Source organism: Terricaulis silvestris, from assembly GCF_009792355.1.
In the GTDB taxonomy this organism is placed as follows: domain Bacteria; phylum Pseudomonadota; class Alphaproteobacteria; order Caulobacterales; family Aquidulcibacteraceae; genus Vitreimonas; species Vitreimonas silvestris.
In genome coordinates this window covers 1,429,581-1,447,500 of sequence record NZ_CP047045.1, presented here as the reverse complement: position 1 = coordinate 1,447,500, position 17,920 = coordinate 1,429,581, and the positions used below count along the sequence as shown (strand labels likewise).

The following is a 17,920-nucleotide window of genomic DNA, read 5'->3' as shown; positions in this document are numbered from 1 at the left end:
GCACTGGCCCTCGCGGGCCGTTCAACCGGCGCGGCGACTGTCGGGCTTGTTTTCATCGCCCTTGGCGACTTCACCGATCGGTCCTGGTTCTCCGGCATCGACGCCGAGGCGCCATGGATGCTGGTCGCGGCGCCGCTGGCGGCGTTCCTCGCATTGCGTTGGGGCTCGGCGCCGCTGGCGCACGCGTCGGCGCTGGCCATCATCTATTGCTTCGGCTGGTTTGCCGGTCGCGTTGAAGGAAGCGCCGCCGGCGTTCTGCTGTTTCTCTCGATCCTGCTTGGCGCGATGGCGGCAGGTGCGCGCTGGCTGCGCACACAGGACAAACGTTTCGCCAGCGTGTTCTATGGGTGGTTTGCGGCAGCCGCCCTCATTTTCTTCGCCATCGCTGGATACCTGCCGTGGTTCGGTGACAGCAACAGCGACAACGCCGGCATAGCGCATCGCATCGTGTGGCTCGCCGCATCCGGTGGCGTGCTCGCACTCGGCCGCTTTGATCGACACGGCCTCGTCACCGCAATTGGCGCACTAAGCATCATCATCGCGATCTGCGCTCTCCTCACCGATCTCGGCCTCGATCTGCTTGCAGCGGCGGGCGTCTTCCTCGTCTGCGCGATCGCCGCCCTTGTCGGGGGCCTGCTGCTGCGTCGGGGCAAAAGCAATGCTTAACGCGCCGCTCCGCATCATGATCGTCGCCGCGCTGTGTATGCTGGGGCTGATTGCGATTGTTGTTCGCGAGGGTTACGAGCGCAGCCGCCCGCAGACTGAGACATCGCGCGATATCGAAATGCTTATGCAAGCGGTCGATCCGCGCGCTTTGCTCAGCGGACACTACGTCATCATTAACCTGCAGACCCGGATCAACCCGCCCGGAGACGCCCCACCATGCGCGGCGTTTACGGCCCTTGCAGATAATGAGTCGTGGGTCGTGCTGACGTACTACGGGCCTGACCTTTTCATGGCGCCGCGCGGCCCCCTCACCTACGCCCCCATCGGTGTGGCGAATACACGAGCAGAGGCGCAAGCAATCACCAACGATCCCGAACGCGCTCGACGCGGACTCGTGGTGCGGGGGTCAGCGTTCTGCAGCGAACTGACAGGTGAAGACGGCGAGCCCCTTCGTGTCGCCACGGCGCAGACGCAACTCACAGGCGTTCAGCGCTTCTACGTGCCGCAAGCACAAGCAGAACGCATTGATGCGCTTATGCGTGCGCAATCCTCTGAGGATCAGCCCACCGTGTTCGCCATCGTTAACATCGGCCGCGATGGGCGCGCGCGGCTAAAGGGCCTCAACGTTAACGGCGAAATCATCGAGCTTAACTGGCTCTAAACGCGCCCATATCGGCGCATCATCAGCGCAAAACGCGCCAAAATCGCCCATTTCGGCGCGCATTCGTTAACGGCGGACGCCTTTAGCGTGGCACGCGCGTTGCTTTCTCGCTCCGCAGACGAATTCTCACGGAGCACAAGCGTGCGCACGTTCATCATTACTGCTGCAGCGGTCATCGCTTTCACCGGCGCCGCCGCAGCTGACGATCTCATCCCAGGCAACGGCGATGTCGAGCGCGCGTTCGGCATGGGATGGGAAAGCTTCGATACCCCGATCAACCCGGCGACGCGTGACGCGAGCGGCAACCGCGTCATCGTCAACGGGCGCATCGAGCTCGAAGGCACGCTGAGTGGCGGGCTGATGGACGACTTCGCTTCGGGCCAATCGGCGCAAGCGATCGGCAACCAGCTGAACGTCGTCACCCAAGGCAACTACAACACCGTGATCGTGGATTCCACGCAGATCAACAACGGCGATATCAGCGCCGAAACTGGAGACTGAGACCAATGTTCGCGCTGAAAAAAGCTATCGCCGTGCTCGCGGCCACATCCTGCCTCACCGCTTGCGTCACGCCGTACGCCGGCAATGACGGCATGTACGCGCTGCCGATTGGCGACGCGCCGGTCACCGCCAATCCGACCGCGTACTCCGACGCGCTCGATTGCTTGGCCGTGCACGCCCGCAACAACAACATTGCAGCGCCGCGCATCGCCGTCGGCCGCATCCTCGATTACACCGGCTCGGTTTCAGAAGAAGGCGGCCGCCGCATCACGCAAGGCGCTTCGCTGATGGCGATGTCGGCTTTCAACAAGGCGGGCGCGCGCCTGGTTGAGCGCTTCGATACGTCGGTCACCGAACTTGAACTTCGCTACGCCAACAACCGCCTGATCGGCCAAGAAGGCGGCGATGAAAACGTGCGCCGCATCTATGCCGGCCAAATGCCGGGCTCCGACTATTACTTCGTCGGCGGCATCACCGAACTCAACTACAACATCCGCTCGATGGGCGTTGACGCCCAAGGCGGCCACACCGACGCCCGCGACGGCGTCGGCAACATTGGCGGCCGCTTGTACGTCATGAACATCGCGCTCGACTTTCGCCTCATCGACACGCGCACGCTCGAAGTCGTCGACGTGATCTCGTACCAAAAGCAGATCATCGGCCGCGAACTGCGCGCTGGCGTGTTCTCGTTCTTCGATGACACGCTGATCGACATCGCCGTTGGCGAACGCGCGCTGGAGCCTGTGCAACTCGCCGTCCGCGCCGGCGTGGAACGCTCAGTCGTCCAAGTGATGAGCCGGATGTACAACGTCGCGGACAGCTCGGTGTGCAGCACTGAACTGCAAGCCGAAGGCGATCCGATGGGCCCGGAGCAATCCGCCACCATCCAACCGAGCCCGGCAACGCTCGCAGCCGAGCAATCACGCGCAAGCACCGACGCTTGGAACGTTCGCCGCGATGATAACATCACCACCGGCCTGCGCGGCCGCTCGTAAGCGTCTGCAACCGGAGCAGCCAACAATGCGCGCCGCCCTTCTCGCTTCCGTCGCTCTGCTCGCTGCGCCTATGGCGCACGCGCAGACGAACAACCAGTACCAATCGGGCAACGCTACGGCGACGACGACTGTCAATGTCGGCGATACGCAAGATGCCGGCGCCACGGCCGTCGCCAGTGGCAACGCTTCAACCGCTGTGAACGAAGACGGCGACGCCGAGTTCACCAACAACCAGCACATGGATGGCGCCGCGAACGCCAATGCGAACGCCACGGTTTGGCACGCTGACGGCAACGTCGCGATCACTTCGGCTGCGGTCGGCAACGGCACAACCGCGACGACTGAGAATGGCGATCTGGATCTCTGGTCCGGCCAAGCGTCCCACAACGACGCCAACGCCACGACGACGTTCACTGGCGCGGACTCGCTGAATGCCGGCACTTCGGCCTCAGCGAGCGGCAACGTCGCCGCGGTTTCGGCCGACCACGGCCAAGCGCGGGCGATCGTGCTGCAGGAAAGCACCGGCAGCGTCAGCGCCATCAGCGAAGCCGATCACGGCGTCGTCGCGGACCAAGCTGTGTCCGCCGCCATCGCCAGCGCAAACAATCTGAGCGTCGGCGGTGAAACCGCGACAGTGCTCGTCGACACCACGCAAGCCGCTTACGGCGATAGCGTCTCGGCGCGCAGTGACATTTACGTGGGCTACGCCACGGACGTTTCCGGCAACGCGACCGCAAACGCCAACGCCGCCACCATCGACAACCAATGGGGCTACGTGAACGCGCGCATCGATCAAAGCGCGACGGCCACCGTCACGGCGGACTCCTACGTCACACTTGGCGGCGATTTCCTCGGCTTCGCCTCAGCGGGCGCCTACGGCGTCGGCAACCAGGCGATCGTCTCGAACGTCGGCTCCGATACAGTTATGGACGTCAGCCAGGACAACGCCGGCGACATCTACGCCAACGCAGCACTTTCAGGCGAAGGCGGCGACGCGGCTCTCGCATCATCGGCCGCTTACGGCAACAGCGTGTCCGCTTCGCTTTGCGCCTATTGCGACGACAGCACGCCGAGCCTCACGGCGTCTAGCGAACAAGTGAACACCGGCGACGTCAACGCGCGCTCATCGGTAGTGTCGCCGCGCGCCCGCACGGTCGCCGCAACATCGACCGCGATCGGCAACGCCGCGACGTATCAAGTCAGCGGCCCGACCAACTAAGACTGAGACTTGTCGGACTCGAAGCGCTGGTTCATCGCCACCGCCGGGATCGTATCCTCGCAGCATTCGCCGCCAACAGGACGCGCCGGAATCCCTGCAACCGTGCAGCGCGGCGCCACATTTTCCAGCACAACTGAGCCCGCGGCGATGCGCGCGTCTTCGCCAACTTCGATGTTGCCCAGCACTTTCGCGCCCGCGCCGATCAGCACGCCGCGGCGAATCTTCGGATGACGGTCGCCGCCAGCGTTGCCGGTGCCACCAAGCGTCACGGAGTGCAGCATGGAAACATCGTCCTCTACTACTGCGGTTTCGCCGATGACGATGCCGTGCGCATGATCGATGAACACGCCCGCGCCAATCGTCGCGGCCGGGTGAATATCTACCGAGAAGAGTTCGGAGACGCGGCTCTGCAGGTGATATGCAAGGATCTGCCGGTCCTGCGTCCACAACCAATGCGCGATGCGGAATGATTGCAGGCCACCATAGCCTTTGAAGTAGAGGAACGGCTGCAGATACGTCGTACAGGCCGGATCGCGTTCACGAACGACGCGCATGTCGCGCAGGGCCATGGCGCCAATCGCGGGATCTGATGCGTACGCCTCGCGGATCACTTCGCGCAACTGCAGCGCCGGCAGATCACCGTGGCCGAGCTTCTGCGCCAAATGATACGAGAGCGCGTCTTCGATGCGGTCGTGATGCAGGATTGACGCGTGGAGATACGAGGCCAGCAGCGGCTCCTCCGCCGCAGCCTGCATCGCCTCGACGCGGAGCTGCGCCCAAACGCCGCCGGACGCTTCAAACAGGCGCATTTGGCTCTCGGCCATCTTCATTCTCCCAACATCGCGCCGGCCAAAGCCGGCGGCAATTGCCCCGTCACCGCCATGTGGTGGGCGCGCAGCACAGCGGCAACCGTCAAACTGTCGCGAATGCGCCCGTCGGCGACGCGCGCAAGGACCTCGGCGAAGGGCGCGGTCCGGCGTTGCAAGACCTCCACGGCCTCGGGGTTTGATTGACCTTCGCGCAAGTCCGTCGCGAGAAAAAGCACGGCGCGTTCGTCGGTGAGCGAGTTGGACAAATCCATCTCCAGTATCTGCTGATACGTTTGCGCGCTGAGGCCGGTTTCTTCCTCCAGCTCGCGGCGCGCGCATTCGAGAGCGTCTTCGCCCGGCTCAGCGCCGCCTTCCGGCATCTCCCAGGAATAGCGCCCGAGCGGAAACCGCCATTGCCCAACCAGATGCACGCGCCCCGCGTCATCTATGGGCAGCACGCCCACGGCCAAGCGGCGCACGCGGATCACACTGTAATTCCCATCCGCGCCGTCGGGTCTCACCACGTCATGCGCGTCGATCGCGAACCAGTCGTTCTCGAACGGCCGCGTCACGCGTTTCACCGTCCATGGATTGCCGTCGTTATGCCAATCGCTCATGGCTTCCCTCTAGCCTTGCGCGAAGCGCGGCGCCATGTGTCGCCCATGGTTTTATCGCTCTCCGTCATCCCCACTCAACCCGTCGAAGGCCAACCCGCCGACGCCATCCACGAAAGCGCGGACACGCTCGCGCTGCTGGCGCGACGCCGATCCAGCAAAGTCATGCACCTCGTTGAACCGGCGCCGACCAGCGCTGAGATCGATGCGCTGGTCGCGCTCGCGTCGCGCGTGCCGGATCACGGCAAGCTTGGGCCGTGGCGGTTCGTTGTGTTTGAAGGCGACGCACGGGCGCGCGCTGGCGAGGCTTTGGCCAAAGCAATCGCAAACGATTCTGGCATCGACGTCGTGCGTTTGGATCATACGCGCAACCTTCTGAAACGCGCGCCGGCGTGCGTGATGGTGGTCTCGAGCGCCGCGCCGCATCCGAAGATTCCAGAATGGGAGCAGCAGCTCTCCTCCGGCGCCGCGTGCTTTTCGCTCCTGCTAGCCGCGCACGCGATGGGCTACGGCGGCTGCTGGCTCACCGAATGGCCTGCATACGACGCGCGCGCGCGCACCGCTTTGGGTTTGGCCGAACACGAACGTATCGCCGGCATCGTTTATCTCGGCACGCCGCGCGAAGGCGCGATCGAGCGCGTCCGGCCAGACGTGAGCACGCGTATCTCGCGCTTCTAAAACGAAAAAGGCCGCCGCAATGAAGCGGCGGCCCAATTCGTTTCGTCGTGTTTGAGCTTAGAGTTCGCGGCCGATCGAGAACACGAAGCGGCCATCCGAATTGGTCTCGTCCAGCGAGTAGCCATTCTCGAACGCGTCTTCGGTATCGCTGTAAGTCGCGCCCAGCGTAAAGCCGTGGATGGCGTAGGCGCCGCCAACGTTCCAAGTGCTGTAGCTGTCTGTCGCGAAGTCGTTGTCTTGAACGCCGTAAGCGGCGGAGAACGAGACCGCATCGCTCACCGCGTAGCCAGCGTTGATTTCGTAATAGATGCCTTCGCCGGTCTCGCCGAAATATTCCGGCGTGTAGGCGACTTGACCGCCGACGCTGAATTGTTCGGTCAAATCCATCGAGGCGCCGACGATGCCTTCGTAATAGTCGAGTTCACCGCCTGCCAGTTCGTCGTCGGCGTTCGGATAGAAGTAGCCAACCAGAGCGATATCCCAGCTCACTGGACCGGTGGTGGGCGTGACGCCGACATATGCATCAAGCTCCATCGAAGCCAACTCGGTCGTGCCCGTTGCGCCGTAATTGACGTTCGAGCCCCAGACGCCGGCGTAGAACATGTCGTTCGACCAATCGAGGCTGCCTTGGATCGCGGCGCCCCCATCGGTTTGCGAGATGCCACGGAAAACATAATCGCTGACAAGTGCGACGCTGCCCGAGACTTCAGCGTTGGCGGCGCCAGCGCTCATCACAGTCGCGCCAGCCGCAAGGGCGACGCCAATTAACTTTTTCATGTTGCGCATCCTCATTCCCCGCGGAGCTTCTCGCCGCGCGGTGGCGAGGCTCGTTTCACGAGGTAAACGTAGAGTTAACGACGCAGCCTCGCCCGTTACCTCATGTTCATGTGCAGTCACACCTGTGGTGCAAAAGCCACGAAAACGCGCACGAGCGGCGCCGCGCGGATGATCGCGGCGCCGCAGTAGTCTCGCGCGGGAGCTCGGTCAGAGTGCGCGCGAAACCGAGAACGTGATGGCCTCGTCCGCGTCGGATTCGTCGAGCGCATAGCCGAGGTCGAAGGCGTCTTCGGTGTCGGTGTAAGTCAGGCCGAACGTGAAGCCTGAATAGGCGTACGTCGCGCCGAGCAGCCACGTCGTATAGGAATCGGCGTAGTCATCGACATCCTGCTCGCCGAACGCGGCCTTCACGCCGAACACGTCGGAGACGGCGTAGGCAGCCGCCAATTCGTAATAGAGACCGGCGCCGGTCTCGAGCGCAAAATCCGGCGAATAGTAGAGCGAGCCGGTGAGCGTCAGCGGCTCAATCGGGCTGTAGCTCGCGCTGGCGCGGCCCTCGTAGAAATCGGTCTCTGGTCCCGCCTGATCGTCGGCGCCCGGATAGAAATAACCGATGACGCCGAAATTGAACGACACCGGGCCGAGCGTCGGCGTCACGCCGGCATAGACATCCAGCTCAACGCCGCCCGACGAAATCGTCGCCGAGGAGACATTCGATCCCCACGTGCCGGCGTAGAAAATGCCGTTCGTGTAGTCGATGCCGCCAGATACGGCGGGACCGCCTTCGGTTTGCGAAATGCCACGGAAAACATAGTCCGTAGCGAGCGCCACATTGCCCGTGAACGCGCCTTCCGCATGCGCCGCACCCACGCCGCCAAACATCGCGCTAGCGGCCGCAGCCAATCCCAACAACAATTGCTTCTTCATTCCAAACCCCCGCATTGGCGCACGCCGGTGGCGCGCTCGCGTCTTCGAATGCAGCAAGGCTTGCGGGTTGCTGGACCTGGCTCAATGCGAGGCGGCGCTCAGCGGTGTGAGGAATTGTGCAGCGCACAAAATGACAGCGGGGCGCCTCGGTCGGCGCCGTGAATCTGGGCGTTTTCTACCGTGCGACGAGCGGCGCGTAGCCCAGATGCAAGCCGGCATCGACCAAAAGGGTCTCGCCGGTCACGTGCCGGGCGGCGTCTGAAAGCAAGAAAAGGCCTGCATCTGCAACGTCTTCCGCCGTCGATGCGGCCTGGAGTGGGGTCGTCTCTATCGTCCCCTGACGCACCCGATCGACAATTGCGGCTGGCAAGCTCTTCGAGAACCACGTTGTGTCGATGAAGCCAGGGCAGAGCGCATTGACCCGGATTTTCGGCGCCAGCGCGCGCGCCAGCGAAAGCGTCATGGTGTTCAGCGCGCCCTTCGACGCGGCGTAGGCGACGGACGAACCGATCCCGGTCACACCCGCGATCGACGACGTCATCAGCACGCTGGCGCGGTCAGACGCCTCCAACAGCGTCCGCGCGGCGCGGATCATCTGGAACGGGCCGATCAGGTTGACCGCGAAGATGTGCTCGAAGTCGGCGCGCGAGAGCGCGTCGAGGTCGCCGTGGTTCGGTGCGAACTTGGTGACGCCGGCATTGTTGGCGAGCGCATCTATGCGCCCGAACAGCGCGGCTGCTTCAACGATGGCGCGGCACGCAGCGTCATCGCCGACGTCGCCTTGCGCCAGAACGGCTTCGGCGCCTGCGGCGCGCACGGCTTCGGCTGTTGCCTCCGCTTCAGCGGCGCTCTTGGCGTAGTTGATGATCACCGCTTTCGCGCCGCGGGTGGCGGCGCCAACCGCGATCGCCGCGCCCAGGCCCGTCGATGCGCCGGTGACGAGTACAATCTTGCCGTCGAAATCGCGCATGACGCTCTCCTCTGCTGATTAGCGACTTGCCAGCGGCGGCGCCGCTCTTCAAGTGTCAGCCCATGAGCACTGATCCGAAGGGCCTGACCCAGCTCGGCAAGCCCGCCGCCATTCCGGCGAACCCCGACGAAGCAACGCTTGAGCGTGTTCCCAATCCGCACACGGGCACGCTCTATCTCGCGCGCTTCACCGCACCAGAGTTCACCTCGATCTGCCCGGTCACCGGCCAGCCCGATTTCGGCGTGCTGGTGATCGACTACGCGCCGAAGGATTGGATCGTGGAGTCCAAGAGTCTGAAGCTCTTTCTGCAGAGCTTCCGCAATCACGGCGCGTTCCACGAGGACTGCACGGTCGGCGTCGCCAAGCGCATCGTCGATGCGATTGCGCCGACGTGGCTCAGGATCGGGGGTTACTGGAATGCGCGGGGCGGCATGCCGATCGACGTATTCTGGCAGACGGGGCCGGCGCTTGAAGGTCTATGGCTGCCCGATCAAGGCATTGCGCCCTATCGCTCGCGCGGCTGATGCGCTTGGCGCATCTCGTTCTGCCGGCCTTTTCGTTATCACCGCTGCGCGGCGCCGGTTCGGTGCAACCGGCTTACGCCATCGACACCTATGTGTGCCTGTTGCCGAATGCGTCGGAGAGATCCGACTCTCGTGGCGAGTGACGCCCGAGATAGACGCCGCACGCGACGACCCAGCTCAGCATGCTCGCTTCGAGAACGCGCTGGGAGATGCCGACATAGGGCGAGTCCGGCGATAGCGTGAGCCAAGCGCACAGCAACACCGTCGCCGCAACGAAGGCGAAGATCGCGAGCCCCGCCCCGTTCGGCCATTTGCGCGCCGCTAGCCCCAACAGCAGCAGCGTGAGCGGCGCGAAGAGATAACCGATCAACCCGAACGTGTTGTGCAGCATCTGTGAGAGGCTTGGCTCTTCCGGTCTGCATTCGAAATCACAGCGAAAGAACGTCGCCCCGACATAGCCAATCGCGAACAGGAACACGCCGATAAAGCCGAGCGTCGCCAGCAGCGAGCGCGGCGCCGCCATCCACGCGAACACCGCGAAGGCGCAGGTCAGCACGCCGACTGGCAGGAAGCCCGCGTAGCTCACCAGCCAGCCCTGCGGCGCGCCATTGGCGCCGAGCTCACTGATGAATTGCGAAGCGTGGTCGTATCCCGGATAGGTCGCGCCGCCGATGATCACCATCCCGAGCAGCCACAGCGCGCCAAGCACGCCGCACGCCATTGCAAGTTTTCCGCTCAAAGCGTCCCCCCCGTTTCAGCTCGGCCATTTTGGCGCGCGGCTTACCATGCCCGGGGTCTTGCGCCCGAGCACGCCGCCAATGAACTGCGCTGCCTCGATCGCCAGATCGAGATCGACGCCGGTGTCGAAACCCATGCGGTTGAACATGTAGAGCAGATCTTCGGTCGGCACGTTGCCAGCCGCACCCGGTGCGAACGGGCAGCCGCCGATGCCGGCGAGTGAGCCATCCAGCACCCGCACGCCACCTTCCACCGCCGCCACCGCGTTCGCCAGCGCCGTGTTGCGCGTGTTGTGAAAATGCGCGCGCAATTGGATTGACGCCGGGACGGCACCCTTCACAGCGCGCACGCGCTCATGCACGTCGCTCGGCGCGCCGACGCCGATGGTGTCAGCGATGGCCAGTTCGAAAATCTCCTGCGCCACGCAGCGCTCCGCGACTTCAACGACGCGCCGCACCGGCACTTCGCCATCGAACGGACAGCCGAACGCCGTCGAGATCGTCGCGCTCAAGCGCGCGCCGCCGGCCTTTGCTGTTGCCGCCACTTCCGGCCAGACCTTGAACGTCTCTTCGACGGTCCCGCCATTGTTGCGGATGGAGAAGCCGTCCGAGGCGCAGAAGACGTAGTTGATCTCCTTCGCTCCCGCCGCCAACGCACGCTCCACGCCCCGCAGATTCAGCGCCAGCGCGATGTGGGTGATGCTGCGGTCGTTGTAGGTGTCCGTGCCTCGGATGCGCTCGAACACGGCGTCGCCGTCGGCCATCTGCGGCACTTTCTTCGGATTGACGAAGCTCGCCGCCTCCAGCCGCTTGAACCCAGCCGCCTCGATATGCGCGATGATGGCGAGCTTGTTCGCAGTATCGACAATACCCGGCTCGTTCTGCAGCCCATCGCGCGGACTGACTTCGACAAGCTCCAATTTCTCAGCCACGCTTTGCTCCAAACGCCGGCAGCGCCCAACCATAATGTATGGCGCCCGCGCGCAATCCAAAACCCGCCACCGCGCCCAATACGCCTGCCCACAGCGCGGGAACCCCAATAGCGTTCAGCGCGACGAACCCGCCCGCCGCCAGCAGCGCCGCCGATATCGTGATTTCGCGCTTCAACAGCGCCGAAGGTTGCACCGCCAGCACGTCGCGGATGACGCCGCCAAAACATGCGGTCAGCACGCCCATCGCCACGGATACCAACGGCCCAACGCCAAATGCCAGCGCTTTCGCCGCGCCGATCACGGCGTACGCGGCCAAACCCACGGCATCGAGCCAGATCAGCGTCTTCGCCCGCTCCAGATAGCGCGACAGGAACCACACCGCGAGCGCCGCCGCCAAGCCGATGCCCAGGTACGTTGCGTCATTCACCCAGAACACGGGCGCGCCGATCAGCAGATCGCGCAGCGTGCCGCCGCCGACGCCGGTCACCACCGCGAAGAACCAGAACGTGATGATGTCGTGCCGATCCCGCGCCGCCGCCAGCGCGCCGGTCAGCGCGAACACGGTCACGCCCGCATAGTCGAGCACGGGCGGCAACGTGGGAAGCGACTCAGGTGCGATCACGGGCGCACCTTGCCGCTTTCGCTACGTCACATCCAGTGCGCCGCCTTGAAATCCAGCGCACGCGGTTGATAGTGCCGCGCATGAAAGCTCAAGCCATGACCGCCTTCGGCGCGCCGCTGACGCCGATGGATCTCGACGCGAAGAAACCCGGACCCGGCGAAGCGCTCGTGCGCGTGACGCGCGCGGGGCTGTGCCACTCCGATTTGCATATCCACGACGGCTATTTCGATTTCGGCGAGGTGAAGCAGCCAGTGGTCGTCGATATGCCCGCCGTGCTTGGTCACGAAATCGAAGGCGAAGTCGCCGAACTCGGTGAAGGCGTGAGCGCACCGGTCATTGGCACGCGCGTCGCCGTTTATCCATGGCTCGGTTGCAATCAATGCGACACCTGCAAGACTGGCGATCAACAACTTTGCATCGCACTGCCGCGCCGTGCGCTCGGCGTCGCGCAATGGGGCGGCATGGCGGAGTACGTCCACGTGCCGTTTGCCGACGCCCTGATCCCGATCGGCGACCTGGCGCCCGGCCTCGGCGCGCTGGCGATGTGTTCCGGCCTCACCGCTTATTCCGCGCTGAAAAAGATCGCAGCGACGCCGCCGGATCAGCCTGTGTTGCTCATAGGTATGGGCGGCGTTGGGCTTCAGGCGATGGCGCTCTCGAAGAATGTGCTGCCGAACAAGATCATCGCCGCAGACATTGAGCCGGCCAAACGCGAAGCCGCGCTGGGCTATGGCGCGGTCGAAGCGATCGAACCGACGCCGGCGGCTTGGAAAGCCGTCGCGGCGAAGCACGGCAGCACTGGCGCGGCGATCGATTTCGTTGGCGCGCCAGCGACATTCGGCTTCGGCACAGCGGCGCTTCGGCGCGGGGGCAAGTACGTCATCGTTGGGCTGTTCGGCGGCGCCACGACGTTGCCGCTCGCATCGCTGCCGCTTCGGCCGATTTCCATCATCGGCTCTTATGTCGGCCGTTTGGACGAAGCGCGCGCGTTGATCAGGCTGCTGCGTCAAGGCGCTGTGCCCGCCCCGCCGATGCAGGAACGCCCGCTCGACCAGGCCAACAGCGCCATCAACGATCTGCGCGCCGGCAAGGTGCTGGGCCGCGTATTACTCACGCCCTGAGCTTGCCCCGTCCGGCGACGCGCCGTAAGGCAAGCCCGGCGCGAGCGTGGCGAAACTGGTAGACGCAGCGGACTTAAAATCCGTTCGCCCAAAAGGCGGTGCGGGTTCAACTCCCGCCGCTCGCACCACATCTAGGTAGACATGGCGCATCCCCTCGACTGCCCAGCCTGGAGCGCGTTGACGAGCCGTCAAGCCGCGCTGTGCCTTGGTGGCGAACACGCGCGACGCTTTCGTGAGGACATCGGCCCGTTCGCTGGCACGCGCGACACATCGCCGGAAGCTGTAGCCGCACTCGCGGCTTTGGCTTACGCGGACGACGATATGTCGTTGCTCGAGGTGGCGCCGCCCGCACCGCCGCCGGGCATTCAACTCAAGCTCAGCGCGCTCGGCGTGCAGATGACCACGAAGGGCTTCACCGCTGGCGGCCGTTTCTCCATCGAACCGCTCTCTGACGCCGACGCGCCCGAGATGATCGCGCTTGCCACGCTCACCAAGCCTGGGCCGTTTCGCGCCGCAACGCACGCCCTCGGACGTTTTGTTGGCATTCGCGACAATGGCCGCCTCGTCGCCATGGCTGGCGAGCGGATGCAGATGCCGGGGTTCGTTGAGATCAGCGCGGTGTGTACGCATCCGGATTATCGCGGGCGCGGCTATGGCGCGGCTTTGATGCGCGCCGTTGGTGATCGCATCCTGAGCGAGGGCGATACGCCTTTCTTGCACGCTTACGCCAGCAACACGGCCGCCATCGCGCTCTACAAACATCTGGGCTTTGAACTCCGTACCGAGGTCACGCACGCCATGTGGAGCAAAGCGAATGGGTGACACATTACGCGCCGTGATCCGTCACACGCCGCTGATGCTCGGCCTCGTGGTTGGCATCGTCACCGGCGTCATCCTTGCCTTGGCCGATACCGACGTGTCGCCGCTCAACCAGGCGCTGATTGCGTGGGATGCGGCAGCCTTCGTTTATCTCCTGACCGTGCTGGTGCAGACCCACGGCATCAACGCACAGACCATCATCGACCACGCAGCCGACGTGGATGACGGACGCTATTTTGTTCTTTTCGTTTCCCTGGCCGGCGTCATTGCGAGCCTCACGGCGATTGTCGTCGAACTGCAATCCGCTGCCGCGGGCGACGATCGCGGACTGCATGTCGGATTCGTTTTCCTCACCGTCGCGATCTCCTGGTTGTTCGTGCACACCAGTTTCGCCAAGCACTACGCCCATGAATATTTTGGCCCTGCTGACGAAGGCGGCATTCGCAAAGGCCTGATCTTTCCAGGTGACGAAGCGCCGGACTTCGGCGATTTCTTCCACTTCGCCCTGGTCATCGGCGTCGCCGCTCAAACCGCCGACATCCAGATCGCCGCCAAACCGATCCGTCGCGTTGTGACGTTGCATGGCGTGCTTGCGTTCGTGTTCAATACGGTGGTTCTCGCGCTGACGTTGAGCCTAGTCGGCGATCTGTTCGGTTAGCTCTCCACGACCTCTTCAGGATCGGCGCCGCACGAGCGGATCATGGCCATCAGGTCGGCTGCCGCCTTGTCGAGCGCCGCAATGTCGCCTGAACGCGCCACGAGATGGACGCCGAAACTGTCCGGCGGCGCAAACCACGGATACGAGCCGAACGAGACGACACCGTTTGTCGCCGCCTCCAGCTCCGCCAAGCCCTGCGCAATCGCGCCTTCGCGCACGCCTTTGCCGCGGATCGTCCGCGAGCGCACCACGATGCCGCCTTCGAGGCGATGTCCCACGTCCTCCAGCATCCCACGAGTAATCGACGGTACGCCCGCCATGACGAACACGTTGCCGATCTGAAATCCTGGCGCTTTCGACACGGGGTTTGCGATCAGCGTTGCGCCGTCGGGGATCCGCGCCATGCGCAGGCGCGCTTCGTTGAGATTGCTCATGCCCTTGTAGTGCGCCTCCAGAATCGCGCGCGCATCGTCGCGCACGTCGATGCTGACGCCGAACGCGGCGGCCATGGCGTCGGCGGTCTTATCGTCATGGGTTGGGCCGATGCCGCCTGTGGTGAAGACGTAATCATATTTGGCGCGGAGTTCGTTCACATTGGCGATGATCTCGTCCGGTATGTCCGCGGTCACGCGCGCTTCGGCGACTTGCACGCCTAATGGCGCCAGGAATTTCGCGATGGTTTGCAGGTTCACGTCCTGCGTGCGGCCGGAGAGCAGTTCGTCCCCGATTAGCAAAACAGCGGCTTTGACTTGGCGTTGCGTCATGCGCGCATACTAGCACGAAACACGAGGTGTCGGATGAGTGAAGACTACGTTGGCCAGCTGACCGATCGGCAAAAAGGCTTCCTGCCGGATCACCTTGGCTTGGAGTGGCTCGAGGCGCGGCCCGGCTATGTCAAAGGCCGCTTCGAGGTGAAGACGCATCACCTTGCACCGAACACGTTTCTGCATGCCGCGAGCGTCATCGCGTTGGCCGATAGCGCTTGCGGCTATGGCTGCATCATTTCGCGGCCTGATGGGGCGTTGAACTTCACGACGATTGAGCTGAAGTCGAATTTTCTCGGCACCACGCGCGAGGGCGGGGTTAGCGTTGAAGCCAGCCTTGTGCACGGTGGGCGAACGACGCAGGTTTGGGATGCGGTGGTCACGGCGGAGGCGACGGGAAAAACGATCGCGCTTTTCCGCTGCACGCAGATGATCTTGTATCCGAAATAGGCAGAAGCGGCGCGAGGCGCCTGCTTACTTGATTTTGCCTTCGACGAACTCGACGTGCTTTTTCGCAATCGGGTCGTACTTGCGGAACTTGAGCTTCTCAGTCTTCGTCCGCGGGTTCTTCTTGGTGACGTAGAAGAAACCAGTGTCGGCCGTCGAGTTGAGACGGAGCTTGATGGTTGTCTTCTTTGCCATGACGCGGGACCGGATTTCTCAGATGTTTGAAGAGCGGGGGAAATACGGACCCCCGGACCTAAAGTCAACTTTTTAGCCGCTCTAACGTGTGCGCCCCCCGGCTCCACCTCAAAAACGGCGGTTCGACCGTGTCCCCGGCCAGCCTGGCGCGCACCTCCTTAAGCACGAACCGGGTGATCGAGGGCAGGTCCAGGGCCTCGGCCTCGTCCAGGCTAAACCATTTGGTGTGCAGCAATTCTTCGTCACCAGCCGCGGGCTCATCGTGGGCCAGGACCGCCTCGGCGTCGGCCATGAAAAACCGGGCGTCGAACCGGCGGGGGCGGTAGGGCGGCGTGATGGCGCGGGCCACGAATTGGAGCTTGGAAAGGTCCGGGCCCTTCTCATCGCCTAGCACCAGGCCGGCCTCCTCCCGCGTCTCCCGAACCGCCGCCAGGGCGTAGGCGCGGGGCGGGCGGCGGACTGGCCCCCCGGCCTTTAGCAGCGTCTCGGTCTCGGCGGTGAGTTCCACCGCGGCTTTGGCGCGGGCGTCGCCGGGATCGACCCGTCCGCCGGGGAAGACCCATTTGTCCGGCATGAAGACGTGACCCTTGGCGCGCTGGCCCATCATCACTTCGCGCCGGCCGCGGACCAGGATCAGGGTCGCGGCGTCGCGCGGACGGGACGCCTTGGGCTTGGCCCCATCCGGTGCGTCGAACGGTTTTTCGTCGGCGTTGAGTTTGAACTCGTTGGCGCTCATGCGCCCCCTCCTAGCACGGCCTTCACGTTGGCTTGGAACCGGAACCGCACCCGCCTATCGTCGCGCGCAAAGAGGGAGTGGCAAGATGGCGCGACGTAAACCTGGCGAAGGCCAAACCGCATTGGTGACCGGCGCATCCGCCGGCATCGGCGTCGATCTGGCCGAATGCTTCGCCAAGGATGGCTACGACCTCATCCTCACCGCGCGCAGCGAAGGCGCGTTGGCGGAAGTCGCCAACCGTCTTGCCGGCCAATACGGTGTGAAAACGCATGTCATCGCGCAAGATCTCGGCGCGTACGGCGGCGGCTCGGCGCTGGCGCAATCGATCGCGGCGCGTGGGCTCAACGTCGATGTGGTGGTGAACAATGCGGGCTACGGCCATGCGGGCGCGCTCACCTCCTCCGATTTGCCGACGCAACTTGGCATGATCGATCTCAACGTGCGGGCGCTGGTTGAGCTCACGTACATTTATTGGGATCGCATGATCGCGAACGGCAAAGGCGGCATTCTCAATGTCGCTTCCACGGCGGCGTTTCAGCCTGGGCCGCTGATGGCGAACTATTATGCGTCGAAGGCCTATGTGCTCTCCTTCTCCGAAGCGATGTGGGAAGAAGCGCGCGGCACTGGCGTGCACGTGAGCTGCCTTTGCCCTGGACCGACGGTGTCGAAATTCCGCGAACGCGCGGGCACCGGCAAAACGCGCCTGGCGCACGTGAGCAAGGTGATGGGCTCCATGCCTGTCGCGCGCATGGGTTATGAAGCGTGGAAACGGAATCAGCGCGTCAAAGTCACAGGCGGCCGCAATGCGTTCCAAGCCGGGATGGTGAAATACATCCCCCGCGCGACGCTGCTGAAAATGGTCCGCAACATCCAGTCGCCGGCGACTTAGTGCGTGCGCCGGCGCCGCCGCTTTCGCGGCGCGCCATGGTGGATGATCGATGGAAGCGACGCCGTTCACGACGTGTCGGCGGACGGCGCGGCTTCGGCACTGGCGATCGCGCGTGCAATTTGCCGTGGCTCCGGGCGGGCGCGGTGCGGCCGCCGTCGCGTGAGGCCGCGTGGCAGGCGCTTCAACAAGCGCGCGACTAGAGCATCGACATCTTTTGAAAGCGCGGCGATGCGCTGGTTTAGATCCTTCGATCGCAGCGCGCGGCGCATGGCTGAGCCGATGATGGCGCGCCGCATATGCGTTTCTATGCGGCGGCGCGCTGAATGTTTGGGTGCGGTGTTGCCGCGCACGTGCGGCGCGGCGCGGAGCATGACGATGCTGGTGAGGATGCGCTCGATGCGGTCGAGCCATTGGTGCGCGATCGCCGCCGCTTGATCAGAGAACGGCGCGAAGGCGCGGGCTTCGCGGAGGAACGCCGCGAACCATTTCAGCCACAGCAGCACCCAGCGCTGATAGCGCTGGAGGCGATGCTCGGTGATGGGCGGGGCGTTGAGACGCATGGGCGCTAAGCTAAGCGCGACGCAAGCCGGTCGGATTGATTTTGGCGAAGCGTAGTGGCGACAAGGGGTTGGCGCGGGAAAGTGTTGGATAGAGGTGCG

General features: G+C 64.1%; 24 protein-coding genes and 1 tRNA gene (1 of these 25 running past the window's edge). 13 read left to right on the top strand and 12 right to left on the bottom strand.

Going from position 1 to position 17,920, the window contains the following annotated elements:
* From DSM104635_RS07270 to hfaD, 5 genes are all read left to right on the top strand, one after another.
* Nucleotides 1–666, top strand: the 3' portion of a protein-coding gene (locus DSM104635_RS07270; protein WP_158765571.1) for a DUF2157 domain-containing protein. Its footprint begins 420 nt before the window's first position; 666 of the gene's 1,086 nt are visible here — the last part of the coding sequence; the start codon falls outside the window, past its left edge; the stop codon is at nucleotides 664–666.
* Complete coding sequence (locus DSM104635_RS07265) at nucleotides 659–1,327, top strand: GDYXXLXY domain-containing protein (RefSeq protein WP_158765570.1); 669 nt, start codon at nucleotides 659–661, stop codon at nucleotides 1,325–1,327. The genes DSM104635_RS07270 and DSM104635_RS07265 overlap by 8 nt, the downstream gene beginning before the upstream one ends.
* A gap of 141 nt (nucleotides 1,328–1,468) precedes the next feature.
* Nucleotides 1,469–1,828 (top strand): holdfast anchoring protein HfaA, encoded by a 360-nt coding sequence (gene hfaA, locus DSM104635_RS07260; RefSeq protein WP_228445931.1) that lies wholly within the window; start codon nucleotides 1,469–1,471, stop codon nucleotides 1,826–1,828.
* Between the two features lie 5 nt (nucleotides 1,829–1,833).
* On the top strand, nucleotides 1,834–2,823 hold the full coding sequence (gene hfaB / locus DSM104635_RS07255) for a holdfast anchoring protein HfaB (protein ID WP_158765568.1): 990 nt from the start codon (nucleotides 1,834–1,836) through the stop codon (nucleotides 2,821–2,823).
* Nucleotides 2,824–2,848: 25 nt separating this feature from the next.
* Nucleotides 2,849–4,042, top strand: a complete 1,194-nt coding sequence (gene hfaD / locus DSM104635_RS07250; protein WP_158765567.1) for a holdfast anchor protein HfaD — start codon at nucleotides 2,849–2,851, stop codon at nucleotides 4,040–4,042.
* On the opposite strand, the gene cysE is transcribed toward hfaD, so the two are convergent.
* A complete protein-coding gene (cysE, locus tag DSM104635_RS07245) occupies nucleotides 4,039–4,866 on the bottom strand; it encodes a serine O-acetyltransferase (protein ID WP_158765566.1) in 828 nt (275 codons plus the stop codon). The genes hfaD and cysE overlap by 4 nt on opposite strands.
* Before the next feature lie 2 nt (nucleotides 4,867–4,868).
* The gene (locus tag DSM104635_RS07240; RefSeq protein WP_158765565.1) at nucleotides 4,869–5,468 is read right to left on the bottom strand and encodes an NUDIX domain-containing protein; all 600 of its coding nucleotides are present in this window, start codon (nucleotides 5,466–5,468) and stop codon (nucleotides 4,869–4,871) included.
* Nucleotides 5,469–5,513: 45 nt separating this feature from the next.
* On the opposite strand from DSM104635_RS07240, the gene DSM104635_RS07235 reads away from it, so the two are divergent.
* Complete coding sequence (locus DSM104635_RS07235; protein WP_158765564.1) at nucleotides 5,514–6,143, top strand: nitroreductase family protein; 630 nt, start codon at nucleotides 5,514–5,516, stop codon at nucleotides 6,141–6,143.
* Nucleotides 6,144–6,200: 57 nt separating this feature from the next.
* Here the strand turns inward: DSM104635_RS07235 and DSM104635_RS07230 are convergent, their stop codons facing one another.
* The 3 genes from DSM104635_RS07230 to DSM104635_RS07220 all read right to left on the bottom strand — a co-directional run bounded on the left by DSM104635_RS07230 (nucleotide 6,201) and on the right by DSM104635_RS07220 (nucleotide 8,817).
* Nucleotides 6,201–6,920: a TorF family putative porin gene (locus tag DSM104635_RS07230; RefSeq protein ID WP_158765563.1), complete on the bottom strand. Its 720-nt coding sequence runs from the start codon at nucleotides 6,918–6,920 to the stop codon at nucleotides 6,201–6,203.
* Nucleotides 6,921–7,127: 207 nt separating this feature from the next.
* Nucleotides 7,128–7,847 (bottom strand): TorF family putative porin, encoded by a 720-nt coding sequence (locus DSM104635_RS07225; RefSeq protein ID WP_158765562.1) that lies wholly within the window; start codon nucleotides 7,845–7,847, stop codon nucleotides 7,128–7,130.
* A 175-nt stretch (nucleotides 7,848–8,022) separates the two neighbouring features.
* Nucleotides 8,023–8,817 carry an SDR family NAD(P)-dependent oxidoreductase gene (locus tag DSM104635_RS07220; protein ID WP_158765561.1) on the bottom strand — a complete coding sequence of 265 codons (795 nt, stop codon included), beginning with the start codon at nucleotides 8,815–8,817 and terminating at the stop codon, nucleotides 8,023–8,025.
* A gap of 62 nt (nucleotides 8,818–8,879) precedes the next feature.
* Between DSM104635_RS07220 and queF the strand changes: the two genes are divergently transcribed.
* Nucleotides 8,880–9,341 carry a preQ(1) synthase gene (gene queF / locus DSM104635_RS07215; RefSeq protein ID WP_158765560.1) on the top strand — a complete coding sequence of 154 codons (462 nt, stop codon included), beginning with the start codon at nucleotides 8,880–8,882 and terminating at the stop codon, nucleotides 9,339–9,341.
* Nucleotides 9,342–9,429: 88 nt separating this feature from the next.
* Here the strand turns inward: queF and DSM104635_RS07210 are convergent, their stop codons facing one another.
* From DSM104635_RS07210 to DSM104635_RS07200, 3 genes are read right to left on the bottom strand one after another with little or no spacing between them, the layout of a single operon-like run.
* The gene (locus tag DSM104635_RS07210; RefSeq protein ID WP_158765559.1) at nucleotides 9,430–10,080 is read right to left on the bottom strand and encodes a DUF998 domain-containing protein; all 651 of its coding nucleotides are present in this window, start codon (nucleotides 10,078–10,080) and stop codon (nucleotides 9,430–9,432) included.
* A gap of 15 nt (nucleotides 10,081–10,095) precedes the next feature.
* A complete protein-coding gene (locus DSM104635_RS07205; protein WP_228445929.1) occupies nucleotides 10,096–11,010 on the bottom strand; it encodes a hydroxymethylglutaryl-CoA lyase in 915 nt (304 codons plus the stop codon).
* A complete protein-coding gene (locus DSM104635_RS07200; RefSeq protein ID WP_158765557.1) occupies nucleotides 11,003–11,632 on the bottom strand; it encodes a trimeric intracellular cation channel family protein in 630 nt (209 codons plus the stop codon). The genes DSM104635_RS07205 and DSM104635_RS07200 overlap by 8 nt, the downstream gene beginning before the upstream one ends.
* A gap of 80 nt (nucleotides 11,633–11,712) precedes the next feature.
* Between DSM104635_RS07200 and DSM104635_RS07195 the strand changes: the two genes are divergently transcribed.
* The 4 genes from DSM104635_RS07195 (at nucleotide 11,713) to DSM104635_RS07180 (ending at nucleotide 14,230) form a co-directional block, all read left to right on the top strand.
* The gene (locus DSM104635_RS07195; RefSeq protein WP_158765556.1) at nucleotides 11,713–12,753 is read left to right on the top strand and encodes an alcohol dehydrogenase; all 1,041 of its coding nucleotides are present in this window, start codon (nucleotides 11,713–11,715) and stop codon (nucleotides 12,751–12,753) included.
* A 40-nt stretch (nucleotides 12,754–12,793) separates the two neighbouring features.
* Nucleotides 12,794–12,881, top strand: a tRNA-Leu gene (locus tag DSM104635_RS07190).
* A 13-nt stretch (nucleotides 12,882–12,894) separates the two neighbouring features.
* The gene (locus tag DSM104635_RS07185) at nucleotides 12,895–13,575 is read left to right on the top strand and encodes a GNAT family N-acetyltransferase (protein WP_158765555.1); all 681 of its coding nucleotides are present in this window, start codon (nucleotides 12,895–12,897) and stop codon (nucleotides 13,573–13,575) included.
* Nucleotides 13,568–14,230, top strand: a complete 663-nt coding sequence (locus tag DSM104635_RS07180) for a DUF1345 domain-containing protein (RefSeq protein ID WP_158765554.1) — start codon at nucleotides 13,568–13,570, stop codon at nucleotides 14,228–14,230. Before DSM104635_RS07185 ends, DSM104635_RS07180 begins: the two co-directional genes overlap by 8 nt.
* Here DSM104635_RS07180 and DSM104635_RS07175 read toward each other — a convergent pair.
* Nucleotides 14,227–14,994 (bottom strand): competence/damage-inducible protein A, encoded by a 768-nt coding sequence (locus DSM104635_RS07175; RefSeq protein WP_158765553.1) that lies wholly within the window; start codon nucleotides 14,992–14,994, stop codon nucleotides 14,227–14,229. The two genes, DSM104635_RS07180 and DSM104635_RS07175, sit on opposite strands and share 4 nt — an antisense overlap.
* A gap of 33 nt (nucleotides 14,995–15,027) precedes the next feature.
* Between DSM104635_RS07175 and DSM104635_RS07170 the strand changes: the two genes are divergently transcribed.
* A complete protein-coding gene (locus tag DSM104635_RS07170) occupies nucleotides 15,028–15,444 on the top strand; it encodes a PaaI family thioesterase (protein ID WP_158765552.1) in 417 nt (138 codons plus the stop codon).
* A 24-nt stretch (nucleotides 15,445–15,468) separates the two neighbouring features.
* On the opposite strand, the gene rpmG is transcribed toward DSM104635_RS07170, so the two are convergent.
* On the bottom strand, nucleotides 15,469–15,636 hold the full coding sequence (rpmG, locus tag DSM104635_RS07165) for a 50S ribosomal protein L33 (protein ID WP_158765551.1): 168 nt from the start codon (nucleotides 15,634–15,636) through the stop codon (nucleotides 15,469–15,471).
* 64 nt (nucleotides 15,637–15,700) lie between these two features.
* Nucleotides 15,701–16,372 carry an NUDIX hydrolase gene (locus DSM104635_RS07160; RefSeq protein WP_158765550.1) on the bottom strand — a complete coding sequence of 224 codons (672 nt, stop codon included), beginning with the start codon at nucleotides 16,370–16,372 and terminating at the stop codon, nucleotides 15,701–15,703.
* 85 nt (nucleotides 16,373–16,457) lie between these two features.
* Between DSM104635_RS07160 and DSM104635_RS07155 the strand changes: the two genes are divergently transcribed.
* Nucleotides 16,458–17,261: an SDR family NAD(P)-dependent oxidoreductase gene (locus DSM104635_RS07155; protein WP_158765549.1), complete on the top strand. Its 804-nt coding sequence runs from the start codon at nucleotides 16,458–16,460 to the stop codon at nucleotides 17,259–17,261.
* Nucleotides 17,262–17,326: 65 nt separating this feature from the next.
* Here DSM104635_RS07155 and DSM104635_RS07150 read toward each other — a convergent pair whose 3' ends face one another.
* The gene (locus tag DSM104635_RS07150) at nucleotides 17,327–17,821 is read right to left on the bottom strand and encodes a hypothetical protein (protein ID WP_158765548.1); all 495 of its coding nucleotides are present in this window, start codon (nucleotides 17,819–17,821) and stop codon (nucleotides 17,327–17,329) included.
* Between the last annotated feature and the right edge of the window lie 99 nt (nucleotides 17,822–17,920).

Coding starts and splice junctions, on each gene's coding strand:
- DSM104635_RS07195 (WP_158765556.1), top strand. CDS start 11,713: ATGAAAGCTCAAGCCATGACCGCCTTCGGCGCGCCGCTGACGCCGATG.
- DSM104635_RS07240 (WP_158765565.1), bottom strand. CDS start 5,468: ATGAGCGATTGGCATAACGACGGCAATCCATGGACGGTGAAACGCGTG.
- queF (WP_158765560.1), top strand. CDS start 8,880: ATGAGCACTGATCCGAAGGGCCTGACCCAGCTCGGCAAGCCCGCCGCC.
- rpmG (WP_158765551.1), bottom strand. CDS start 15,636: ATGGCAAAGAAGACAACCATCAAGCTCCGTCTCAACTCGACGGCCGAC.
- DSM104635_RS07220 (WP_158765561.1), bottom strand. CDS start 8,817: ATGCGCGATTTCGACGGCAAGATTGTACTCGTCACCGGCGCATCGACG.
- DSM104635_RS07230 (WP_158765563.1), bottom strand. CDS start 6,920: ATGAAAAAGTTAATTGGCGTCGCCCTTGCGGCTGGCGCGACTGTGATG.
- DSM104635_RS07180 (WP_158765554.1), top strand. CDS start 13,568: ATGGGTGACACATTACGCGCCGTGATCCGTCACACGCCGCTGATGCTC.
- DSM104635_RS07175 (WP_158765553.1), bottom strand. CDS start 14,994: ATGACGCAACGCCAAGTCAAAGCCGCTGTTTTGCTAATCGGGGACGAA.
- hfaD (WP_158765567.1), top strand. CDS start 2,849: ATGCGCGCCGCCCTTCTCGCTTCCGTCGCTCTGCTCGCTGCGCCTATG.
- DSM104635_RS07160 (WP_158765550.1), bottom strand. CDS start 16,372: ATGAGCGCCAACGAGTTCAAACTCAACGCCGACGAAAAACCGTTCGAC.
- DSM104635_RS07170 (WP_158765552.1), top strand. CDS start 15,028: ATGAGTGAAGACTACGTTGGCCAGCTGACCGATCGGCAAAAAGGCTTC.
- hfaB (WP_158765568.1), top strand. CDS start 1,834: ATGTTCGCGCTGAAAAAAGCTATCGCCGTGCTCGCGGCCACATCCTGC.
- DSM104635_RS07265 (WP_158765570.1), top strand. CDS start 659: ATGCTTAACGCGCCGCTCCGCATCATGATCGTCGCCGCGCTGTGTATG.
- cysE (WP_158765566.1), bottom strand. CDS start 4,866: ATGGCCGAGAGCCAAATGCGCCTGTTTGAAGCGTCCGGCGGCGTTTGG.
- DSM104635_RS07150 (WP_158765548.1), bottom strand. CDS start 17,821: ATGCGTCTCAACGCCCCGCCCATCACCGAGCATCGCCTCCAGCGCTAT.
- DSM104635_RS07235 (WP_158765564.1), top strand. CDS start 5,514: ATGGTTTTATCGCTCTCCGTCATCCCCACTCAACCCGTCGAAGGCCAA.
- DSM104635_RS07155 (WP_158765549.1), top strand. CDS start 16,458: ATGGCGCGACGTAAACCTGGCGAAGGCCAAACCGCATTGGTGACCGGC.
- DSM104635_RS07185 (WP_158765555.1), top strand. CDS start 12,895: ATGGCGCATCCCCTCGACTGCCCAGCCTGGAGCGCGTTGACGAGCCGT.
- DSM104635_RS07225 (WP_158765562.1), bottom strand. CDS start 7,847: ATGAAGAAGCAATTGTTGTTGGGATTGGCTGCGGCCGCTAGCGCGATG.